This is a genomic window from Mycolicibacterium aurum (assembly GCF_900637195.1).
Taxonomy (GTDB): domain Bacteria; phylum Actinomycetota; class Actinomycetes; order Mycobacteriales; family Mycobacteriaceae; genus Mycobacterium; species Mycobacterium aurum.
Window position 1 is genome coordinate 5101532 of record NZ_LR134356.1, and the last position, 17392, is coordinate 5118923.

The following is a 17392-nucleotide window of genomic DNA, read 5'->3' on the forward strand; positions in this document are numbered from 1 at the left end:
GCGCAGCCCGGTCGTGCTGGCACCGATGGCCGGGGTGACCAACGTCGCGTTCCGGACTCTGTGCCGAGAACTCGAGCTCAGCCGCGCGGGCACCGTCAGCGGTCTGTACGTGTGCGAGATGGTCACCGCACGCGCCCTCGTCGAACGCCATCCCGTCACCATGCACATGACGACGTTCGCGCCCGAGGAGTCGCCGCGGTCGATGCAGCTCTATGCCGTCGACCCGGTCAACACCTACGCCGCCGCGAAGATGATCGCCGACGAAGGCCTGGCCGACCACATCGACATGAACTTCGGCTGCCCTGTGCCCAAGGTCACTCGGCGGGGCGGCGGGGCGGCGCTTCCCTACAAGCGCCGGCTGTTCGGCCAGATCGTGGCGGCCGCCGTCAGGGCCACCGAGGGCACCGACATTCCCGTCACCGTCAAGTTCCGGATCGGGATCGACGACGACCACCACACGCACCTCGACGCGGGACGCATCGCGGCCGACGAGGGGGCAGCGGCGGTGGCGCTACACGCCCGAACCGCCGCGCAGCGCTACTCGGGCACCGCCGACTGGGACCAGATCGCCGCGCTCAAAGCCCACGTCACGGATGTTCCGGTCTTCGGAAACGGTGATATCTTCGACGCTCGTGACGCGCTGGCCATGATGGCCGCGACGGGCTGCGACGGCGTTGTGATCGGCCGTGGCTGCCTGGGGCGGCCGTGGCTGTTCGCCGAACTGTCCGCCGCATTCACCGGGGCGGCGCCGGCTGCCCCGCCGAACCTCGGCGAGGTCGCGCAGATCATTCGCAGACACGGCGAGCTTCTCGCTGCGCACTTCGGAGAGGACAAAGGGATGCGGGACATCCGCAAACACGTGGCGTGGTACATGCACGGGTTTCCCGCGGGAGCGGATCTTCGCAGGTCAATGGCCCTGGTGAAGACGATTTCGGAGCTCGACGACCTGCTCGATCAACTGGATCCCGACGTGCCGTTTCCCGCAGTGGCGAACGGGCCGCGCGGCCGGCAGGGTTCCCCCGGCTCGGTGACGCTGCCCGAGGGCTGGCTCGACGATCCCGACGACTGCACGGTTCCCGCCGGCGCGGACATGATGCACTCCGGGGGATGATCGGGCGCCGAGACGGCTCTGAGATGGATTCGAGACAGCGACGAGAAGGTATCGAATAGGGCAGGCGCTCGGGTTCGGCTGGATGTCTCTCAGGATGTCTCACTACTATGAGGGGTCACACTGCCCGACCCCCGGTGGCGGAGTCGGGCCTCGTGCTCTATGACAGTTAGCAGGCACACGGCAATCTGCGTGCCAGTGCGCAACGACGCGCACGCATCGCGGACGCCGTGGAAGCTGGAAGGCCGGTACGAACATGGGAGACGGCGACCCGGAGGACGTCGCTGGCACTCCTGGCCGCCCACGTCCCCGGTCTGGTGACGGTGCTGCAGACTCACCCGACGGTGACTGGCTTACCCGATCCCGGCGGCAGATGCGAGGCGCCGCGCCGTGGGAGCGCGCACTTGATGCGCCCGACCCCGACGAAGCCGCTACCCAAGCCGCTCCGCCCGCCACACCCTCGCCGCCCTCCGCGCCGGTCACCGTCGCCGATCTGATCGCGAAGATCAACGGCGGGACACCGCCACCGGAGCCCACCCGCCACCGTGCCGAGCCCGAGCCGGAGCCGGAGCCCTATCCCGACGTCGACGAACTCGACACCGCGATACTGCCCGTCCTCGACGAACACCCCTCCGAACTGCCGGACCTGGCGGCTCCCCGCCCGCCGGTGCACACCCCCTCGCGGCCCAAGCGCCCGCACCGGCGCGCCACGATCGTCGGCCGGGTGGCGGTGGCGCTGATCGCCGTACTCGCACTGGTCCTTACCGGCGGCGCGTGGCAATGGCAGTCGGCGAAGAACAACCTGCTCAACCGGGTGTCGGCGCTCGACCCGGACTCCCGCGACATCGTCGACCCGAACGCACAGTTCGGCGACGAGAACTTCCTCATCGTCGGCACCGACAGCCGCCTTGGGGCCAACAGCGACATCGGCGCGGGCACCACCGACGACGCGGCGGGTGCCCGCTCCGACACGGTGATGCTGGTGAACATCCCCGCCAACCGCAAACGCGTTGTCGCCGTGTCGTTCCCACGCGACCTCGAGATCGAGCCGATGAAGTGCGAGCCCTGGAATCCTGAGACCCGCGAGTACGGGCCGATCATGGACGAAGAGTCGCCGATGTACGGCAAGGAGGAGGTCTACACCGAGTACAAACTGAACTCCGCCTTCGCCGTCGGCGGGCCCAAATGCCTGGTCAAGGTCATCCAGAAACTCTCCGGTCTGCACATAAATCGTTTCATGGCAGTCGATTTCGTCGGCTTCTCGAAAATGGTCGACGCGCTCGGCGGCGTCGAGGTGTGCAGCACCACGCCGATCGAGGACTACGAACTCGGCACGGTCCTCCCCGTCGCCGGTCGCCAGGTGGTCGACGGCCACACCGCGCTCAACTACGTGCGGGCGCGTCAGGTGACCACCGAGACCAACGGTGACTACGGCCGGATCAAGCGACAGCAGCTGTTCCTGTCGTCGCTGCTGCGTTCATTGATCTCGAAAGAGACGTTCTTCTCGCTGTCAAAGCTCAACAACGTGGTCAACATGTTCATCGGCGACAGCTACGTCGACAACCTCGATACCAAGGATCTCGTCGACCTCGGTCAGTCCGTGCAGGGCGTCAACGCGGGACGCATCACGTTCGTGACGGTGCCGACGGTCGGATACGCCGACGAGTACGGCAACGAGATCCCCCGCGACGACGACATGGACGCGCTGTTCGACGCCATCATCAACGACGATCCCCTACCCGAGGAACGCAACGCCGACAACACCCCGGTGCCCGGAACACCCGAGTCGCTGACCAACGCCTCGCCGGCCCAGGGCGGCACGGGCCAGGCCGACGACGAGATCGTCGACACCGTCGCCACCGATCCGCAGAACGTCACCGTCCAGGTGTCCAACTCGACCGCCCAGTCCGGCCTCGGCGCCACTGCGGCCAGCGACCTGCAGGCCCACGGGTTCAACGTGACCACTCCCGACGACTACCCGGGACCGCTGTCGCAGACCACGGTGTTCTTCTCCGCGGGCAACGAGGAGGCCGCCGCCACCGTCGCCTCGTCGTTCGCCAATTCGACCATCGAGCGTGTCACCGGCATGGGGGACGTGGTCCAGGTGGTTCTCGGCAGCGACTTCGACGCGGTCGCCGCGCCCTCCCCCAGTGGCTCCTCCGTTCAGGTGCACGTCCTCCGCGGCACCAAGTCTGCACCCACCGCGCTTCCCGAGGACCTGACGGTCACCAACGCCGCGGACACCAGTTGCGAGTAGCCCACATCATTTGGGCAGGTGGCATTCACCTTTCGTTCACCGACTAGCTCGTGACGGTGCACGTACCACCCCGTAGGGTTGACGTATGCGTACCGCGTATCACGAGCAGTTGGAGGCCCTGTCCAGCAGGCTCGGCGAAATGTGCGGCCTTGCCGGGGCCGCCATGGAGCGCGCCACACAGGCGCTCCTGCAGGCCGATCTGGCGCTCGCCGAACAGGTCATCACCGACCATGACCAGATCTCGGCGCTGAGCGTCCGCGCAGAGGAAGAAGCTTTCGTGCTCCTTGCTCTGCAGGCACCCGTCGCCGGTGACCTGCGCGCCATCGTCAGCTCGATCCAGATCGTCGCCGACGTCGACCGGATGGGAGCACTGGCGCTGCACGTCGCCAAGATCGCGCGCCGTCGCCATCCCCAGCACGCGCTGCCGGAAGAGGTCAACGGATACTTTGCCGAAATGGGGCGCGTGGCCGTCGAACTCGGCAACAGCGCGCAGGAGGTGCTGATCACCCGTGATCCGGAGAAGGCGGCGCGCATCCGCGAGGAAGACGATGCGATGGACGATCTGCATCGCCACCTGTTCACGGTCCTGATGGACCGTGAATGGAAGCACGGCGTCGCCGCGGCGGTCGACGTGACGCTGCTCGGCCGCTTCTACGAGCGCTTCGCCGACCACGCCGTCGAGGTCGCCCGCCGGGTCATCTTCCAGGTCACCGGGCGCAACACCGAGGATGTGGACCTGCCTGCATCACGCTGACACCGACCACACGAGTAAGCCCCCGGGATGATGTCCCGGGGGCTTACTCGTTGGAGTCGCTCAGAGCAGGTCGGCTCAGCCGAACCGGCCGGAGATGTAATCCTCGGTGGCCTTCTGGTTCGGATTCGAGAAGATCTTCTCGGTGTTGTCGATCTCGACGAGCTGACCGGGCTTGCCGGTCGCCTCGAGGTTGAAGAACGCGGTCTGGTCGCTCACCCGGGCGGCCTGCTGCATGTTGTGCGTCACGATGACGATCGTGAAGTCCTGCTTCAGCTCCGAGATCAGATCCTCGATCGCCAGCGTGGAGATCGGATCGAGCGCCGAGCACGGTTCGTCCATCAGCAACACGTCAGGCTGCACCGCGATGGCGCGGGCGATGCACAGGCGCTGCTGCTGACCGCCGGACAGACCGCCGCCCGGCTTGTCGAGCCGGTCCTTGACCTCGGTCCACAGGTTGGCACCCTTGAGTGAGCGCTCCGCGGTCTCGTCGAGCGTCTTCTTGTTCCGCACGCCCTGCAGCTTCAGGCCGGCCACCACATTGTCGCGAATCGACATGGTGGGGAACGGGTTCGGCCGCTGGAACACCATGCCGATGGTCTTGCGGACGCCGACCGGGTCGACGCCCGCACCGTAGATGTCCTCGCCGTCGAGCAACACCGAGCCCTCGACGCGGGCACCGGGGATCACCTCGTGCATGCGGTTCAGCGTGCGCAGCACCGTCGACTTGCCGCAGCCCGACGGGCCGATGAAGGCGGTGACGCTGCGCGGTTCCACCGACAGGGTCACCCCGGCCACGGCGTGGAAGGAGCCGTAGTAGATGTTGACGTCCTTGAGGTCGAGACGCTTGGCCATATCTGTAACTCCTACCTAGACCTTCTTGGGGGCAAAGAATTTGGCGATGAAGCGGGCGCCGATGTTCAACAGGGCGATCAACACGACGAGCGTCAGCGCGGCACCCCACAACCGGTCGGTGGGGACGGGGTTGGCACCTGCACCCGCCGACGTCTGGTCGAACATCATGCCGGGCAGCGAACCCATGAAGCCGCCGAACACGTCAAAGTTCATGGCCTGGGAGTAGCCCACCAGGATGAGCAGCGGTGCCGTCTCACCCATGACACGCGCCAGCGACAGCAGGATGCCGGTGACGATGCCCGACAGGGCGGTGGGCACCACGATCGCCGAGATGGTCTTCCACTTCGGCACGCCGAGGGCATAGCTGGCTTCACGAAGATCCATCGGCACGATCCGCAGCATCTCTTCGCTTGAGCGCACGATGACCGGAATCATCAACAGCACCAACGCAAGTGACACCGCGAACCCGGACCGCTCGAAGCCCAGTGTGGCAACCCACAGCGCATAGATGAAGAGCGCCGCCACGATCGACGGAACGCCGGTGAGGATGTCGACCATGAACGTCGTCAACTTGCCCAGCCGTGTTCCACCGCCGTACTCCACGAGATAGATGCCGACGAACACACCGACCGGGATCGAGATGACGGCACAGATCGCGGCCTGCAGCAGCGATCCCACGATCGCGTGGTAGGCGCCTCCGCCGGCCTGGAAGGCCGTCATGCCTGCCTGTGAGTTCGTCCACCAGGTGCTTGAGGTGACGATGCCGATGCCCCTCGCGAGCACGGTGTAGAGCACCCACACCAGCGGAACGATCGCGATCACCACCGACGCCGTGACGAGCACGGTCGCAACGTTGTTGGTGAACTTGCGGCGGGCACTGACGCCCTGGAAGGTCGGTACCTTGACTGGCGGATCCAGCGTTGCGGAGGTCATGAGGCAGACCGGTCCTTTCCGGCAACCGCGGCGCGGGCCAGCGAGTTCACCACGAACGTCAGGATGAACAGCACCAAGCCGGCGGCGATGTAGGCGCCGGCCTTGTACTGGTCGTTGAACTCCGACGCGGCGGAGGCGATCTTGCTGGCGAACGTGAAGCCCGCGTCGAACAACGACCAACCGAACGCGGTCTGCGTGCCGCGCAGGATGATCAGCAGCGCGATGGTCTCACCGAGAGCGCGGCCGAGGCCGAGCATCGAGCCGCTGATGTAGCCGGACATGCCGAACGGCAGCACGGTGGTGCGCACCACCTCCCACCGGGTGGCGCCCAACGCCAGCGCCGCCTCGATCTGGCCGCGCGGGGTCTGGATGAAGACCTCACGTGTCACCGCGGTGATGATCGGCAGGATCATCACCGCGAGCACGATGCCAGCGGTGAAGATCGTGCCGCCGCCGGCCACCGAGGCGTTGCCCGTGGCGAACAGAAAGATCCAGCTGAGGTTCTCGTTCAGCCAGACCGCCACCGGTTTGATCACCGGCGCGAGCACGTAGAGACCCCACACGCCGTAGATGATCGACGGCACGGCGGCTAGCAGATCCACCAGGTACGCCAGCGGACCTGCGACCCGTTTGTGGGCGTAGTTGGTCAGGTAGATCGCGATACCGAGCGCCACCGGCATGGCCAGCACCAGCGCGAAGACCGACACGAACACCGTGACCTGAAGCAGGTCCAGGATGCCGAACTGCATGGCCGACGTGTCGGTGGTGACCCAGTTTCCGCCGAAGAGGAAGAAGTTCTCCTCGTTGCGCGTCAGCGCAGGGATCGCGCGCCAGAGCAGGAAGATCCCGATCGCCGCGATGATCGCGACGATCAGGATTCCTGAGCCCTCGGCCAATCCGCGGAAGATGCGGTCGCCCGGCCGGACCTTCGAACTTCTCGAGGGGTCGGTGGAAATGGGAGTCGGCTCGGGGAAGGGAGCGGCCAGCGCCCCTCCCGACCCCGAGTCCAACGGGTTCGGTGTTGTCAATGCGGTTCCATCGAGCTTGTCGGTCATTCGGTCAAGCACCCATCCTCGCCGCAGTCCGGCAGTTGCGCTAATGAACTAAGCGGTCGAGCCGATGGCCTCGATCGACGTCAGCAACCGCTCCTTGAACTTCTCGGGCAGCGGGACGTAGCCGGCGGACGACAGCCCGGACTGGCCGTCGTTGGCGGCGACGGTGAGGAAGGACTTCACCGCGGCTGCGGTTTCGGCGTCGTATCCGTTCGAGCAGACGATCTCGTACGTCGCCAGCATGAGCGGGTAGGCGCCGGCTTCCTGCGTGCCGTACAGCGACGCCAGATCCAGCGTCAGATCGTTGCCCTCGGCGGCGAACTTGGCGGCGTCGATCGCCTTGCCCGCCGACTCGTCGGACAGCTCCACGGCGCCGCTGCCGTTGTCGATCTGCGCGTAGGGGATCCCCGCCTGGTCGGCGAAGCCCTTCTCCACGTAGCCGATGGCACCGGGCGTGGACTGCACAGCCTGCGCGACGCCTGCGGACTTCTGAGCACCCTCGCCCGCGCCGCCCTGGAACTCGCTGCCGGCGCCCTTGGTCCATGCGCCGCCGGAGGCGGCTTCCAGGTACTTCTGGAAGTTGTCGGTGGTACCGGAGGAGTCCGAGCGGAAGATCGGCGTGATGGCGGAGTCCGGAAGCGTCTTGCCCTCGTTCAGCGCCGCGATCGCGGGGTCGTTCCACTTGGTGATCTGGCCCTGGAAGATCTTGGCCAGCGTGTCCCCGTTGAGGACGAGTCCTTCGACGCCCTCGACGTTGTATGCCATCGCGATGGGGCCGAATACCAGTGGCAGGTTCCACGCCGGGTTGCCGCCGCACCGTTGGGCCGCCTGAGCGGCCTGCTGCTCCTTGATCGCCGAGTCGGATCCGGCGAAGTCGACATTTCCTGCAACGAACTGCTCGCGGCCGGCACCGGAACCGGTGGGGTTGTACGACAGATTCTTGCCCTGGCAGACCTGGCCCCACACCTGGTTGAACAATGCGACGGCGTTCTGCTGCGCGGTGGATCCTTCGGCCGTGACGGAGTTCTTGCCACCGCAATCCTGCGATCCGCTTGCGGTCGGCGATTCGCCGGATGCCGCGCCGCCCGGGGCATTGTTGTCGCTGCCACACGCAGACATCAGCAGAGCGCCGGCCGCCAGCATGCTCAGCGCGGCACCAGTTCGTTTGGCCTTCACGAAGCTCCTTCAATACAGGTATGGGGGTATACGCGTGTCGCGTCGAGCAGGACTCTCGCTGCCCGGCTGTGAACCTAGGGGCAGCTGATGAATCAGCGCCCTATGGATGGTGAACGGGAGATGAACCGGCGAGGGGACCGAGACGACGATTCCGCTGCAGGGGTTGAAATCGTCGGATTAACTCAGTACTTATTGAGTCAATGTCCACTGAGTCATCCAGCGATCCGAGCCGACGCGCCGCCGTCTTCGCCGCCCTTGCCGATCCGGTCCGGCTGGCGATCGTCGACCATCTGCTGCCGGCCGACGCCTCTCCGTCGGAACTGTGCGCGGTCCTCGGGGTTCGGTCGAATCTCCTGGCCCACCACCTGAATCAGCTCAAGAAGTCCGGTGTGGTCCGCCAGTCCCGTTCGGAAGCCGACGGCCGGCGCAGCTATCTCAGCCTCAACCGCGCGGCTTTGGACGCCCTGGTGCCCAGGACGGAGCGCCTGGCGCACCGCGTCGTGTTCGTCTGCACCCAGAACTCCGCGCGCAGCCAGCTCGCCGCGGCCATCTGGAACCGCCGCAGCGAACTACCCGCCACCTCTGCGGGCACCCACCCCGCAGCCCGCATCCACCCCGGCGCCGTGGCGGCAGCGCGCAGGCACAAGCTGCACCTACGGCCCCACACCCCCCGATATCTCGGGGACATATTGGCCGCAGGCGATCTGGTGATCGCGGTCTGTGACAACGCCCATGAGGAATTGCCCAGCGAGCTAACGCGCCTGCACTGGTCGATCGCCGATCCCGCACGCACCGCTCGAGCCGAGGCGTTCGACACCGCGGTCGGCGAGCTCACCGAACGGATCCAGCATCTCGTGCCCACCCTGAAGTCCGCCTGACCGAGGAGTACGCCATGACCGGCAGCATCACCCCCGACACCCATTCGCACCTGCGCCACGACCTGACCATCGATCAGCGCCTGGCGCTGAAGTCCGCCGCGGCCCATCTGGAGACCGAGTTCGACGGAATGTACGGAATCGACACGATCGAGCGATTCCTGCATTCGTCCTACGACCAGTTCGCCGGGCACGCCAAGATTGCCAACTTCCTCCCGCTGCTCGCCGAACGCTTTGCCCGGCAGCGACTTCGGGCCTTGGCGAAGGTCGAGGGTAAGCACCACGACGGCAAGCCGACGGTGCTGTTTCTGTGCACCCACAACGCGGGCCGGTCGCAGATGGCGATGGGCTTCTTCACGCATCTGGCCGGCGACGCCGCGGTCGCCTGGTCGGGCGGCTCGGAACCGGGACACGAGGTGAACCCCGCGGCCGTAGCTGCCATGGCTGAGTGCGGCATCGACATCTCCCGCGAGTATCCCAAACCCTGGACTGACGAGATCGTGCGCGCCGCCGACGTCATCATCACGATGGGCTGCGGCGATGCCTGCCCGGTGTTCCCCGGGCACCGGTACGAGGAATGGAAGCTCGACGACCCGCACGGGCAAGGGGTTGACGCGGTTCGGCCCATCCGGGACGAGATCGAGCGCCGGGTTCGCGCCTTACTCGACGAACTCGACGTGCCGACCGGTGGACGCTGACAGGGTCAGCCTGCAGGACGGTTGCACGCTGACTTTGATACCTGTCAATATAGACAAATGTCGAAATCGCTGGTGATGCCGCACCCGGGAGATTCCCTCGGCCGGGCAGCACTCGACGAAGCCGCGTGCATACCCCTGGCACAGATGTTCAAGGCACTGGGCGACCCGGCGCGGCTGCGCCTGCTGAGCCTGATCGCCAGCAACCCTGGCGGTGAGGCCTGCGTCTGCGACATCTCCGGTTCGTTCGACCTGTCCCAACCCACCATCTCGCACCACCTCAAGGTTCTTCGGTCCGCCGGAATCCTGGACAGTGAACGACGCGGATCCTGGGTGTATTACCGAGCGATTCCCGAAGCGCTGCAGCAGCTTTCGACCATACTTCAGGTCGACGGCGGCTCCCCCGCACCATCCGATGCCTGTTCTGAGGAGCCTGGGCGATGAGCACCCCCACCACTGCCGACGACTCTGCGGTCGTCAAGAAGCTGTCCGCCCTGGATCGCATGCTGCCGGTCTGGATCGGCATCGCCATGGTCGCAGGCCTGCTCCTGGGCAGGCTCGTTCCCGGACTCGGGGACGCACTGAGTGCCGTGGAGATCGACGGCATCTCACTGCCCATCGCCGTCGGGCTGCTCGTGATGATGTATCCGGTGCTCGCCAAGGTGCGCTATGACCGCCTCGATTCGGTGACCGGCGACCGCAAGCTGTTGCTCGCGTCGCTGGTGTTGAACTGGCTGCTCGGCCCGGCGTTGATGTTCGCATTGGCGTGGCTGATGCTGCCGGACCTGCCGGAGTACCGCACAGGACTGATCATCGTGGGCCTGGCGCGCTGCATCGCGATGGTGATCATCTGGAACGACCTGGCCTGCGGTGACCGCGAGGCCGCCGCCGTGCTGGTCGCCATCAACTCGGTGTTCCAGGTGTTCATGTTCGCGGTCCTGGGCTGGTTCTATCTCTCCGTGCTGCCCGGTTGGCTCGGTCTGGAACAGACCACCATCGACACGTCGGTGTGGCAGATAGCGAAATCGGTCCTGATCTTCCTCGGAATTCCTTTGCTGGCAGGGTTTCTCACCAGACGGTTCGGCGAGAAGGCCAAGGGCCGCGAATGGTACGAGTCCCGGTTCCTGCCCAAGATCGGACCGTGGGCGCTCTATGGGCTGTTGTTCACCATCGTCATCCTCTTCGCCCTGCAGGGCGATCAGATCATCGCGCGCCCGTGGGACGTCGCTCGGATCGCGCTCCCGCTGCTGGTCTACTTCGCCGTCATGTGGGGCGGCGGCTTCCTGTTGGGCGCGGCGATCGGCCTGGGCTACGAGCGCACCACCACCCTCGCATTCACCGCGGCCGGCAACAACTTCGAGTTGGCCATCGCGGTGGCCATCGCCACCTACGGCGTGACCTCAGGGCAGGCGCTGGCCGGGGTGGTGGGGCCGCTCATCGAAGTTCCCGTCCTCGTCGCACTGGTGTACGTCTCGCTGGCACTACGTGGTCGATTCGCCCATCGGACTGCCGCCGCGGTCGAGGAGACGCGGTGACGCAGAGACCGTCCGTGCTGTTCGTCTGTGTGAAGAACGGCGGGAAATCACAGATGGCCGCGGGCCTGATGCGCCAGTTGGCCGGCGGTGAGATCGACGTGTACTCGGCGGGCACCGCACCGGGAGTGGCAGTCAACGCGCTCTCGGCGGAGAGCCTGCGCGAGGTGGGCATCGACATCAGCATGGAGAAGCCCAAACCCATTGATGCACAGGTTGTTCGGCAGGTCGACGTGGTCGTGACGCTGGGGCGGGAAGCCCACGTGGAGCCGGTGGCGGGCACCCGATTCGAGAACTGGGACACCGACGAACCGTCCGACCGCGGAATCGACAGCATCGAACGGATGCGCCTGATACGCGACGACATCGCCGACCGGGTTCGCCGCCTCGCCGAACAACTCCGCATCCCACCACCGGAGTTCGATCGCTCTTCGGCGGCAGGCTGACCGCTTTACGCCCTCGCGTACGCCACGTCGGCGTTGGCGACGTCGAAACCCAAGCGTCGGTAGGTTTTCACCGCGGCGGAGTTGTCGGCTTCCACGTAGAGCATCACCTGTGCGTCCGGCTCGGACGGCAGAAGACGGTCGGCGAGGTGGTGCAGACCGACCAGCGTTAGCGTCGCACCGAGTCCCCTGCCCTGCGCGGCGGGATCGACGCCGACCACATAGACCTCACCCAGAGACGCGGAATGCACCTTGGTCCAATGGAATCCGAGCAGATCACCACTGTTCTGGTCGTGGGCCAGGAACAAGCCGGCAGGATCGAACCAGGGCTCGCCGCGGCGCTCGGCGATATCGGCATCGGTCCAGCCGCCCTGTTCGGGATGCCACGAGAACGCCGCGTTGTTCACGCGGAGCACCTCGGCGTCGTCACCCGGGCCGGAGTAGGTGGAGATTCGCACGCCCTCGGCCGACGATGCCGGCGGCAGGCCGGCCAGAGGCCGCTGCATCTGGAGGAGTTCCCGGACGGCAGTGAGTCCGAGGGACGCCGCAGTGGCGCGCGCAGGCGCGAGGTTGCCGTGGGCCCAGATCCGGGTGCCGGCGCCGCCCTCGGACAGCGCGGTGCGGATCATCGTCGAGCCGATGCCACGTCGCCGCGCGTCGGGGTGGACCACCACTTCTGCCATGGCGGACTCGTCGCCACCGGCAGGCGCCAGATTGAGGTAGCCCTGGATCGCGCCGTCGTCGCCGACGGCCACCAGGTGGCGGGTGCGGGTGTGGCTCAGTGCACGAAGCACCTGGTCGCCGACGGGTGCGAGCCCGTCGGCTGATGTCGCCTCGGCGATGAGGTCACGGATGAGATGTTGGTCGGCCGGCGAAAGGCTCTGCCGCCACCCGATCGGTGTCGACGAGCTCACTGACTGCGCAGCGCGTCGCCCAGCGCCTCTGGGACGTCGCCGGAATCCAGCGACGCGTCGTCCTCGTAGGGATCGTCGTCGAGGTCGTCGGGCAGTTCCGCACCGGCGGCCGGTGGCCGGCCGCGTGCGGGGCGGACGGCCTTGTAACCGACGTTGCGCACCGTGCCGATCAACGACTCGTAGTCCGGGCCGAGCTTGGCGCGCAGCCGCCGTACGTGCACGTCGACGGTGCGGGTGCCGCCGAAGAAGTCGTAGCCCCAGACCTCCTGGAGCAGCTGGGCGCGCGTGAAGACGCGGCCGGCGTGCTGGGCCAGATACTTGAGGAGCTCGAACTCCTTGTACGTGAGATCCAGCGGGCGGCCACGGAGCCTGGCGGTGTAGGTGCCCTCGTCGATGACGAGTTCACCAAGGCTGATCTTGCCCAGATTCTCCTGATTGGCCATACCGCCGCGGCGGCCCACCAACAGGCGGAGCCGCGCGTCGATCTCGGCCGGGCCGGTGCTGGGGAGCAGGATCTCGTCCAGACCCCACTCCACATTGACGGCGACCAGACCACCCTCGTTGACCACCGCGACGACCGGCACGGACGTGCCCGTCGTGCCGAGGAGACGACACAGGCCGCGCGCGGCGGCCAGATCGGTGCGCGCATCGACGATGGCAACATCGGCCGTGCCGGCTTCCAGCAAAGACGAGACTTCGGTGGGTGCGGTGCGCACATTGTGCGCTAGCAAAGACAGTGACGGCAGGACCGATTCCGGGTGCGGGTCAACCGTCAGTAGTAGTAGATCCAACTGACCCTCCAGCTCGGTGGAGTTGTTCTCACCCCGACACCGTCAGACATCCTTGTCGCGCGGTGACCTCTGAGATTCATGCCTGACACACGGCCGTTACCCGACCGATAGTTGTCTAACGATAGCGTGCAACCTGCCGGTAAGCCGCGCTGAACGCCCCAGCTCGACAACGTCGGCAACAATGACGGGGTGCGCAAGCTGGTCATCGGTGTCCTCGCCACCCTCACCACGGTGGTGCTCGGCGCCGTCGGTACAGACTTCGGCGCGGCGATCTACGCCGAGTATCGCCTGGCCAGAAGCGTGCGGGCGGCTGCCGACCTCAGCTGGGACCCGTCGGTGGCGATCCTCGGGTTCCCCTTCATAACCCAAGCTCAGCGGCGGCACTACGACGAGGTCGAGATCAAAGCCAGTGGCGTGGATCACCCCGTAGTGGGTAAGGCGTCGCTGGAAGCGACCATGCATTCGGTGGGCCTCGGCGACTCCTGGCTGGTGCCACCGGACGCGACGCTGACGGTCGGCAAGCTGGAGAGCCGGATCATCATCGACTCCACCCACGTGGGCCGGTACATGGGAATCCCCGACCTGCTTGTCGAGGCACCGACCAGGGAGACCGAGGATTCCACCGGCGGCACCACCGAGTCGGGCATTTCGAGCAACTACGGGCTGGTGTTCACCGGGACCCCCGACAAAGCCGGCTTTCATGAGCGGGTCAGCATCGCCGTCGATCTGTCCATCACCGGCCCGGAGGCGACCACCCTGGTCCTCACGGCGACCGGCGTCCTGACGGAGCCGGGCACCGCCGGCCAGGCGGTGCCCGAGGACAAGGTGGACGCGGTCCTCTCGGCGTTCTCCACCGAACTGCCCGGGCAGAAGCTGCCGTTCGGCATTACGCCGACCAGCGAGGGGGCGCGCGGCTCCGACATCATCATCGAAGGCATCGCCGAGGGAGTAACCATCGAGCTCGACGAGTTCCGACTGTCATGAGTTCTTCCTGGATCGTCGTCGTGGCGGTGCTCATCGCCGCATTCGGGGTGGCCTTCGTGGTCGGACGGCTGATGACCTTGCGGTCCGGCCTTCTCAAGGGTGCCGCGGAGTGGCCCGCCCTCGACGACAGCGACATCAGCGCGCTGGGCCTGTCGACGAGCGGCCCGACCGTCCTGCACTTCAGCGCCGACTGGTGTGGACCGTGTGCGGGCGTGCGCCGAGTGGTCGACCAGGTGTGCGCGGATCTCCCCGAAGTCGCTCACGTGGAGATCGACATGGACGCCAAACCCGAGGCGGCGCGCATGCTTTCGGTGCTGTCTCTGCCCACCACGTTCATCTTCGACGCCGACGGTCGGCAGCGGTACCGCGCCTCTGGCGTGCCGACGGCCGCTGACCTGCGCTCCGCCCTGCAGCCGCTGTTGGCTTGATCACCCCGTCTTTGGGTAAGCTGTCAGCCGTGTCACCCCGCCTCGAGCTTGTGCTCACCAAGCGCCGCGCAGTCGATCTGTGCCGCGTTGCGGGTTGTTGCTGTTGTTGTTACTGCTGCTGAGTAGCCGCGCCCTCGTTCGCGCCGCACTCTGCGACCGGCCGTGATCGGCCCGCCGCGCCCCAGCCATACCGGACAACAGGAGCAGATCTATGCCGACCATCACCGAGAGCCGCGCACCCGCACAGGTCGATGTGCGAGGTCCGCGTTTCGTCGCCTGGGTCACCACCGCGGTACTGGTCGTCGCGCTGCTGGTGTCGGCGCAGAGCCTGACAGCCGCCGCGGTCATCCTCGGTGTCCAGGCTGCGGTGTTCGCGATCGGAGCGCTCCTGGGTCCACGCCGGCATCCGTACGGTCTGCTCTTCGCCGCGCTGATCGCGCCCCGGCTCGGACCCGTCACGGACCGCGAGCCGGTACCGCCGCTGAAGTTCGCCCAACTCGTCGGCTTCGTCTTCGCCACCGTCGGCGCCGTGGGTTTCGCCGGCGGTATCGCACCGCTGGGTCTGGCCGCCACGGCCCTCGCACTCGTGGCGGCGCTGCTCAATGCAGCCTTCGGCATCTGCCTGGGCTGCCAGCTCTACCCGCTCGTCGCTCGGCTTCGCCCGAAGTCGTCCACCACCACCGCATGAACCCCTAACCCGCTCCACGAGCAATCGAAAGGATCTCCCACATGGCACGCTCCGACGTCCTGGTCACAGCAGACTGGGCCGAGAGCAATCTCGAGGCGCCCAACACCGTCTTCGTCGAGGTCGACGAAGACACCAGCGCCTACGACACCGGTCACATCCCCGGCGCGATCAAGCTTGACTGGAAGACCGATCTGCAGGATCAGGTCAAGCGCGACTTCGTCGATGCGGCGCAGTTCTCGAAGTTGCTGTCCGAGCGCGGTATCGGCAACGACGACACCGTGGTCCTCTACGGCGGCAACAACAACTGGTTCGCCGCGTACGCCTACTGGTACTTCAAGCTGTACGGCCATCAGGACGTGAAGCTGCTCGACGGCGGCCGTAAGAAGTGGGAACTCGACGCCCGGCCCCTGTCCAAGGACGCCGTGAGCCGTCCGGGCACCAGCTACACCGCCAAGGACCCCGACAACAGCATCCGAGCGTTCCGTGACGAGGTCATCGCTGCGATCGGGACCAAGAACCTGGTCGATGTGCGCTCCCCCGACGAGTTCTCCGGCAAGATCCTCGCCCCCGCGCACCTCCCGCAGGAGCAGAGCCAGCGCGCCGGGCACATCCCCAGCGCCATCAACGTCCCGTGGAGCAAGGCTGCCAACGAGGACGGAACCTTCAAGTCGGACGAAGACCTGGCCAAGCTCTACGCCGAGGCCGGTCTCGACGGCGAGAAGGAGACCATCGCCTACTGCCGCATCGGTGAGCGCTCTTCGCACACCTGGTTCGTGCTGCAGGAGCTGCTGGGACACAAGAACGTCAAGAACTACGACGGTAGTTGGACGGAATACGGCTCCCTGGTGGGTGCCCCGATCGAGTTGGGAAGTTGATATGTGCTCTGCACCGAAACAAGGACTGACGCTGCCCTCGAGTGTTGATCTCGAGAAGGAGACGGTCATCACCGGCCGCGTCGTCGACGGCTCGGGTCAGGCCGTCGGGGGTGCGTTCGTGCGACTGCTCGACAGCTCGGACGAGTTCACCGCCGAGGTCGTCGCGTCGGCCACCGGTGACTTCCGGTTCTTTGCCGCGCCGGGCACGTGGACGCTGCGCGCACTGTCCCCCGCCGGCAACGGTGACGCCAGCGTCGCACCGTCGGGCGCCGGTATTCACGAGGTCGACGTCAAGGTCGCGTGACGACGAAGGAGCCGGGCAATCCGGCTCCGCGTGACGACGAAGGGGCCCGGCGATCGGGCCTTGCGTGACGACGACGGAGTCGGCGCGGACGCCCTCGTCGTCCCTGCTCATCGTCGTCGGCTGATCTTGCTGTGAAAACGCTGCACAATCGGCTGTCGTCGGCGACCATATGGTGGAACCCGCGCTGCTGGGGGCGGGTCACCCCGACAACCTCGGGGCGCGCCGCGGAGGTCACTTCGCGGCTCGCCGCCGACCACCATCTAGGACCGACGATGAAGATCATGCTCGCCTGCGCCGCCTCCGCGGCCTTCGCTGCAGTTGCTATGACAGGTGCGCCCGCGGCCCTCGCGGCACCTGAGGACGACTTCCTGACCGTGATCACCAACGGTGGCATCACGTGGCCCGCGGACAAGACCCCCCAGGTGGTCGAGACCGGCCACGCCGTGTGCGAAGACTGGTCCAATGGCGCGACCTTCGAGCAGGAGGTCGCCGACCTGACCAGCGTCACCGAATGGTCGGACTACCAGGCCGGCTACTTCATCGGTGCCGCCACCGGCGCGTTCTGCCCCGAATTCGAGTGGAAGGTCAGCTGACCGTCCGTCGGGCCTTCGCGTTCGACGGCCGCCGGGAGATCCTTTCTCCCGGCGGCTAGACTCTCTAGCCGTGGTGCTGTTCTTCGAAATCCTGCTCGTTGCGGCCGTTGTGGTGATCACGTGGTTCGCGCTCTACGC

At 66.5% G+C, this 17392-nt stretch carries 21 protein-coding genes; 15 read left to right on the forward strand and 6 right to left on the reverse strand.

What is annotated here, in order from left to right:
- The first annotated feature begins 25 nt into the window (after positions 1–25).
- From dusB to phoU, 3 genes are all read left to right on the forward strand, one after another.
- Positions 26–1111, forward strand: coding sequence for a tRNA dihydrouridine synthase DusB (gene dusB / locus EL337_RS24070; protein ID WP_048633660.1), 1086 nt, complete (start codon positions 26–28; stop codon positions 1109–1111).
- Between the two features lie 253 nt (positions 1112–1364).
- Complete coding sequence (locus EL337_RS24075) at positions 1365–3365, forward strand: LCP family protein (protein WP_048633563.1); 2001 nt, start codon at positions 1365–1367, stop codon at positions 3363–3365.
- Between the two features lie 85 nt (positions 3366–3450).
- Positions 3451–4119, forward strand: coding sequence for a phosphate signaling complex protein PhoU (gene phoU, locus EL337_RS24080; protein WP_048633564.1), 669 nt, complete (start codon positions 3451–3453; stop codon positions 4117–4119).
- A 75-nt stretch (positions 4120–4194) separates the two neighbouring features.
- Here the strand turns inward: phoU and pstB are convergent, their stop codons facing one another.
- Genes pstB through pstS form a run of 4 tightly spaced genes read right to left on the reverse strand, consistent with a single transcriptional unit; the run spans position 4195 to position 8099 of the window.
- Positions 4195–4971, reverse strand: a complete 777-nt coding sequence (pstB, locus tag EL337_RS24085) for a phosphate ABC transporter ATP-binding protein PstB (protein WP_048633565.1) — start codon at positions 4969–4971, stop codon at positions 4195–4197.
- 15 nt (positions 4972–4986) lie between these two features.
- Complete coding sequence (gene pstA, locus EL337_RS24090; protein WP_048633566.1) at positions 4987–5904, reverse strand: phosphate ABC transporter permease PstA; 918 nt, start codon at positions 5902–5904, stop codon at positions 4987–4989.
- On the reverse strand, positions 5901–6959 hold the full coding sequence (gene pstC / locus EL337_RS24095) for a phosphate ABC transporter permease subunit PstC (RefSeq protein ID WP_048633567.1): 1059 nt from the start codon (positions 6957–6959) through the stop codon (positions 5901–5903). The genes pstA and pstC overlap by 4 nt, the downstream gene beginning before the upstream one ends.
- Before the next feature lie 48 nt (positions 6960–7007).
- The gene (gene pstS, locus EL337_RS24100; protein ID WP_048633661.1) at positions 7008–8099 is read right to left on the reverse strand and encodes a phosphate ABC transporter substrate-binding protein PstS; all 1092 of its coding nucleotides are present in this window, start codon (positions 8097–8099) and stop codon (positions 7008–7010) included.
- Between the two features lie 233 nt (positions 8100–8332).
- Here pstS and EL337_RS24105 point away from each other — a divergent pair, with 233 nt between their 5' ends.
- Genes EL337_RS24105 through EL337_RS24125 form a run of 5 tightly spaced genes read left to right on the forward strand, consistent with a single transcriptional unit; the run spans position 8333 to position 11680 of the window.
- Positions 8333–9010, forward strand: coding sequence for an arsenate reductase/protein-tyrosine-phosphatase family protein (locus tag EL337_RS24105; protein ID WP_048633568.1), 678 nt, complete (start codon positions 8333–8335; stop codon positions 9008–9010).
- 14 nt (positions 9011–9024) lie between these two features.
- A complete protein-coding gene (locus tag EL337_RS24110; RefSeq protein WP_048633569.1) occupies positions 9025–9705 on the forward strand; it encodes an arsenate reductase ArsC in 681 nt (226 codons plus the stop codon).
- A 57-nt stretch (positions 9706–9762) separates the two neighbouring features.
- On the forward strand, positions 9763–10146 hold the full coding sequence (locus EL337_RS24115) for an ArsR/SmtB family transcription factor (protein ID WP_083443146.1): 384 nt from the start codon (positions 9763–9765) through the stop codon (positions 10144–10146).
- Positions 10143–11237, forward strand: a complete 1095-nt coding sequence (gene arsB, locus EL337_RS24120) for an ACR3 family arsenite efflux transporter (RefSeq protein WP_048633570.1) — start codon at positions 10143–10145, stop codon at positions 11235–11237. Before EL337_RS24115 ends, arsB begins: the two co-directional genes overlap by 4 nt.
- 53 nt (positions 11238–11290) lie before the next feature.
- A complete protein-coding gene (locus EL337_RS24125; protein ID WP_232786847.1) occupies positions 11291–11680 on the forward strand; it encodes an arsenate-mycothiol transferase ArsC in 390 nt (129 codons plus the stop codon).
- Between the two features lie 5 nt (positions 11681–11685).
- Here the strand turns inward: EL337_RS24125 and mshD are convergent, their stop codons facing one another.
- Both mshD and EL337_RS24135 read right to left on the reverse strand, forming a co-directional pair.
- On the reverse strand, positions 11686–12591 hold the full coding sequence (gene mshD / locus EL337_RS24130; RefSeq protein WP_048633572.1) for a mycothiol synthase: 906 nt from the start codon (positions 12589–12591) through the stop codon (positions 11686–11688).
- Positions 12588–13382, reverse strand: coding sequence for a winged helix-turn-helix transcriptional regulator (locus EL337_RS24135; RefSeq protein WP_048633573.1), 795 nt, complete (start codon positions 13380–13382; stop codon positions 12588–12590). The genes mshD and EL337_RS24135 overlap by 4 nt, the downstream gene beginning before the upstream one ends.
- Before the next feature lie 189 nt (positions 13383–13571).
- On the opposite strand from EL337_RS24135, the gene lmeA reads away from it, so the two are divergent.
- The 7 genes from lmeA to EL337_RS24165 all read left to right on the forward strand — a co-directional run bounded on the left by lmeA (position 13572) and on the right by EL337_RS24165 (position 17254).
- Positions 13572–14366 carry a mannan chain length control protein LmeA gene (lmeA, locus tag EL337_RS24140; protein ID WP_048633574.1) on the forward strand — a complete coding sequence of 265 codons (795 nt, stop codon included), beginning with the start codon at positions 13572–13574 and terminating at the stop codon, positions 14364–14366.
- A complete protein-coding gene (locus EL337_RS24145) occupies positions 14363–14794 on the forward strand; it encodes a thioredoxin family protein (RefSeq protein WP_048633575.1) in 432 nt (143 codons plus the stop codon). Before lmeA ends, EL337_RS24145 begins: the two co-directional genes overlap by 4 nt.
- Positions 14795–14844: 50 nt before the next feature.
- Positions 14845–14916: an Ms5788A family Cys-rich leader peptide gene (locus EL337_RS29315; protein WP_370737183.1), complete on the forward strand. Its 72-nt coding sequence runs from the start codon at positions 14845–14847 to the stop codon at positions 14914–14916.
- Between the two features lie 89 nt (positions 14917–15005).
- Positions 15006–15482 carry a DUF4395 domain-containing protein gene (locus EL337_RS24150; RefSeq protein WP_048633576.1) on the forward strand — a complete coding sequence of 159 codons (477 nt, stop codon included), beginning with the start codon at positions 15006–15008 and terminating at the stop codon, positions 15480–15482.
- 41 nt (positions 15483–15523) lie between these two features.
- A complete protein-coding gene (locus EL337_RS24155) occupies positions 15524–16357 on the forward strand; it encodes a sulfurtransferase (RefSeq protein WP_048633577.1) in 834 nt (277 codons plus the stop codon).
- Position 16358: 1 nt separating this feature from the next.
- Entirely contained in the window at positions 16359–16661 is a 303-nt protein-coding gene (locus EL337_RS24160) for a DUF1416 domain-containing protein (RefSeq protein WP_048633578.1), read from the forward strand.
- Between the two features lie 272 nt (positions 16662–16933).
- A complete protein-coding gene (locus tag EL337_RS24165; protein ID WP_048633579.1) occupies positions 16934–17254 on the forward strand; it encodes a DUF732 domain-containing protein in 321 nt (106 codons plus the stop codon).
- Positions 17255–17392: the final 138 nt, after the last annotated feature.